The sequence below is a fragment of the Allobosea sp. 05T422_2 genome (genome assembly GCF_056396265.1).
On sequence record NZ_JBFTLD010000404.1, the window covers coordinates 1 to 3,657 of the forward strand.

General features: G+C 65.0%; 5 protein-coding genes. All 5 read left to right on the top strand.

Annotated features, from left to right (window positions below):
- The first annotated feature begins 185 nt into the window (after positions 1 to 185).
- The gene (locus tag AC1DJT_RS35025) at positions 186 to 1,319 is read left to right on the top strand and encodes a flagellar basal body P-ring protein FlgI (RefSeq protein ID WP_043237642.1); all 1,134 of its coding nucleotides are present in this window, start codon (positions 186 to 188) and stop codon (positions 1,317 to 1,319) included.
- Positions 1,319 to 1,687 (top strand): rod-binding protein, encoded by a 369-nt coding sequence (locus AC1DJT_RS35030; protein WP_441491507.1) that lies wholly within the window; start codon positions 1,319 to 1,321, stop codon positions 1,685 to 1,687. Before AC1DJT_RS35025 ends, AC1DJT_RS35030 begins: the two co-directional genes overlap by 1 nt.
- Positions 1,674 to 2,162: a hypothetical protein gene (locus tag AC1DJT_RS35035; protein WP_441506242.1), complete on the top strand. Its 489-nt coding sequence runs from the start codon at positions 1,674 to 1,676 to the stop codon at positions 2,160 to 2,162. Before AC1DJT_RS35030 ends, AC1DJT_RS35035 begins: the two co-directional genes overlap by 14 nt.
- A 192-nt stretch (positions 2,163 to 2,354) precedes the next feature.
- Positions 2,355 to 2,816, top strand: coding sequence for a hypothetical protein (locus AC1DJT_RS35040; protein WP_476835894.1), 462 nt, complete (start codon positions 2,355 to 2,357; stop codon positions 2,814 to 2,816).
- Between the two features lie 242 nt (positions 2,817 to 3,058).
- On the top strand, positions 3,059 to 3,657 hold a 599-nt coding region (locus AC1DJT_RS35045; RefSeq protein WP_476835895.1), incomplete at its 3' end, for a flagellin N-terminal helical domain-containing protein.

Consider the following 3,657-nt stretch of genomic DNA (forward strand, 5'->3'; position numbering starts at 1 on the left):
GTTAACAAGCGGTAAATCGCCCGGCAAAAACTCCCGATCCGGCAGGAACGACAAAGCGACAACGGCAAGCGCCAGACAGAGCCTACCTCACAACAGGCTGGCAAATAAGGGTTTTCATGAAATCGGCAGTTGGCACGCCCCTCGCAAGGCATGAGCCGCTACTGTCTCATTCCCGCCGGTGCCCTATGGTTCGCCTGCCCTCCCTGAAACGCCTTGTGACGCCGCTGGCCGCGCTGCTGGCCATCGGCCTGTCCTGGGCGGCCGAGCCGGCGCAGGCGCTCTCCCGCATCAAGGATCTCGCCGCCGTCGAAGGCGTGCGCAGCAACCAGATCCTCGGCTATGGCATCGTCGTCGGCCTCAATGGCACCGGCGACACGCTGAACAATACGCCCTTCACCAAGCAGTCGCTGCAGGCGATGCTGGAGCGGCTCGGCGTCAATACGCGCGGCGCCAATATGCGCACCGCCAATGTCGCCGCCGTGATGGTGACCGCGAACCTGCCGCCCTTCGCCACCCAGGGCACGCGCCTCGATGTCACGGTCTCGGCACTGGGTGACTCCAAGTCGCTTCAGGGCGGCACCCTGCTCGCAACGCCGCTGCTCGGCGCCGATGGCGAGGTCTACGCCGTCTCGCAGGGGCCGGTCGCAATCTCCGGCTTCTCGGCCGAGGGCGACGCCGCCAAGATCACTCGCGGCGTGCCGACGGTCGGCCGCATCGCCAATGGCGGCCTGGTCGAACGCGAGATCGACTTCGCGCTGAACAAGCTGAAGACGCTGCGGCTGTCGCTGCGCAACCCGGACTTCACGACGGCGCGCCGCGTCGCCGCTGCGATCAATGATTTCCTCGGCGGCGATGCGGCAGAGCCGACCGATCCCTCGACTGTCGTGCTGCAGATCCCCCCGCGCTTCCAGGGCAACATGATCCGCATGCTGACCGAGATCGAACAGCTGCGGGTCGAGCCCGACCAGCTCGCCCGCATCGTCATCGACGAACGCTCCGGCATCATCGTCATGGGCAAGGACGTCCGCGTCTCCACCGTCGCCGTCGCGCAGGGCAACCTGACCGTGACGATCAGCGAGCAGCCGGAAGTCAGCCAGCCCGAGCCTTTCGCCCGCGGCCGCACCACCGTCGTGCCCCGCACCAACGTCAAGGTCGACACCGAAGGCGGCAACAAGCTCGCCCTCGTCAAGGAGAGCGTGACGCTCGCCGAGCTCGTCGACGGACTGAACGCCCTCGGAATCGGCCCGCGCGACATGATCTCCATCCTTCAGGCGATCAAGGCCGCCGGCGCCCTCCAGGCAGAAATCGAGGTGATGTAATGACCGCCGCACTCGCCCTCCCCGCTGCGAAACTGGCGCTCGGCGTTGCCGGAAGCCTCGTCAGCGGCCTGGCAAACGCTCTCGATCCCGCCAAGGCGAAGGCCAAGAAGCAGGCCGACGAGTTCGAGACCGTCTTCCTCGAACAGGTCACGGACAAACTGATGGCCTCCAGCGAGACCGAGGGACCGCTCGGCGAGAACGGCACCGGCGGTGGCGTCTATCGCTCGATGCTGACCCAGGAATATGCCCGCAATCTGCAGCGCGCCGGTGGCATCGGCCTGTCCGATCCGATCATGCGCAGCCTGCTGCAGGTTCAGGAACAGGCCACCGCGGCGATGACTACCGGAGCTGCACGTGTCGCTGGCTAGGCGTGTACTGGACGAGCGGCCGCGGATCGCAAGCGCTCTCGAAGCGCAGGCGCTGATCGAAGCCGTGCTGGAGACGCTCGGGGCCCTGTCCCATGTCGTTGGCGAGGAAACCGAACTGGTCCGCGCCGGCAAATTGTCGGACGCAATGGAACGCGAACCGCGAAAGACCGAGCTTGCCGGCATCTATATGCGCGGCGTCGAGCAGGTGAAGCTGAATGCGGTGGCATTGGCGCGCTTCGTCCCCGATCAGGTCAAGCGCCTGAAGGCCGCCCATGTCGCATTCCAGGACCTGATCGAGATCAACCAGATCGTGCTTGCCACCGCGCGAGCCGTCTCGGAATCGATCGTCCGCGATCTCGCCTTCGAGGCAAACCGTCCGATGCGGGCCGCCGGCTACGGACCGACGGCAACTGTGGGAGCCGGCGCCTTTGTCCGCCCGAACTCCGGGCCGCTCGTGATCTCCCGCAGTCTCTGAGCCACGGGGAGCCAGCGTGCCAGGGGGGAGGCGGCGGCTGCCACGGCAATCGTCAAAATTTACCTAATCTCCTTACGGAAGATTCAATCTTCGCGGTCATTGTCGATATGATGCGAAGGGTGCGGCTTGGCCGCGCCTTTCGTACGACGGCCGCGAGGGGTGGCTGTTATCCGACTCCAGAAGGAGTGAGCGATGGATTTCGGGGCCTCGACGAGGGCGACAGCGGTCGGCGCCTATCACGTGACCGCCAGAAGCGATGCCGCCGCGACCAAGGGGAGCATCCCGGTCGAACTGCCGGCGGCGCAAACCGTCCAGTCGGCAACAGCGGGTGAAGCGGTCCAGCTCGATCTGCAGGCCCGCTCTGAACAAGCGCGGCGCGACGACGCCATGGCAAAGCAGAACGCCACCACGGACAGGCAGGCGGCGCGCCAGCGCGAACAGGATCTGCGCGATCTCATCGAGCGTCGCATCGTGATCGAGCCGCGCACCCGCGAAGTTGTCATCCAGAAGAAGAACAGGGTGACCGGCGAGACCGTTTCGCAACTGCCTGACGAGACGCTGCTCCGGCTGCGCATCTATTCACGTGAACTCGCCGAGAAAGCCCGGCTCGCCGACGAAACCAGCGCGCAGCATTATGTCGAGCRCACCGCCTGACAAGGGCTGCCTTCCCGAATTTGTATCCCAGCCGCCCGCTCCCGCGGGCGGTTTGCGTTTGGGCCGATGGAACCCAGCCACCGTCTTATCGCGCGCTTAACCATGCAGTGGCTTTGCCCAATCTGACGGCAATTCGACCGCTGAAATTTACCACTCGTTACGGGTTGGCGACCGAGTGTCCTCGGGTCGCGGCCAGAAGGCCATGACGCCAGAATGGCACCATACCAGAAGGTATAACGACTATGGCTATTACGCTCTCTTCGGCTGTCCGCAATTCGGTCGCCACTCTCCAGCAGACCGCTGCCGCCGCCCAGGCCACCCAGTATAAGCTGGCCACCGGCAAGAAGGTGAACACCGCGGTCGACAACCCGGTCAATTATTTCACCGCCCAGTCGTTGAACGAGCGCTCGGGACAGCTCAAAGGTCTGCTCGACGGCATCTCGAACGGCATCCAGACCATTCAGGCTGCCTCCAAGGGCATCGATGGCATCACCAAACTGGTCTCGTCGCTGCAGTCCACTGTGAAGCAGGCCCAGGCCGACGCCGCTCAGAACCGTCCGACCGTCGTCGGCACCGGCACCACGCTCGCCGGCGCAGCAGAAGCTGTTGCGACGAGCAAGAGCTTGAAGGATATCGCACTCGACAAGCGCATCGGCAGCGCCGGCGATACGGCGGTCTCTGCAGCCACTGCCGGCAGCGCCGGCGACCTGGGTGTTGACACCACGGCCGCTCCCTCGCTGACCATCCAGCTCACCACTGGCACGCCAGCCTCCCCAACTTCGACGACCAACGTTTCGATCGCCCTGACGGCCAACACCACTGTTCGCGATGTGGTCAACGC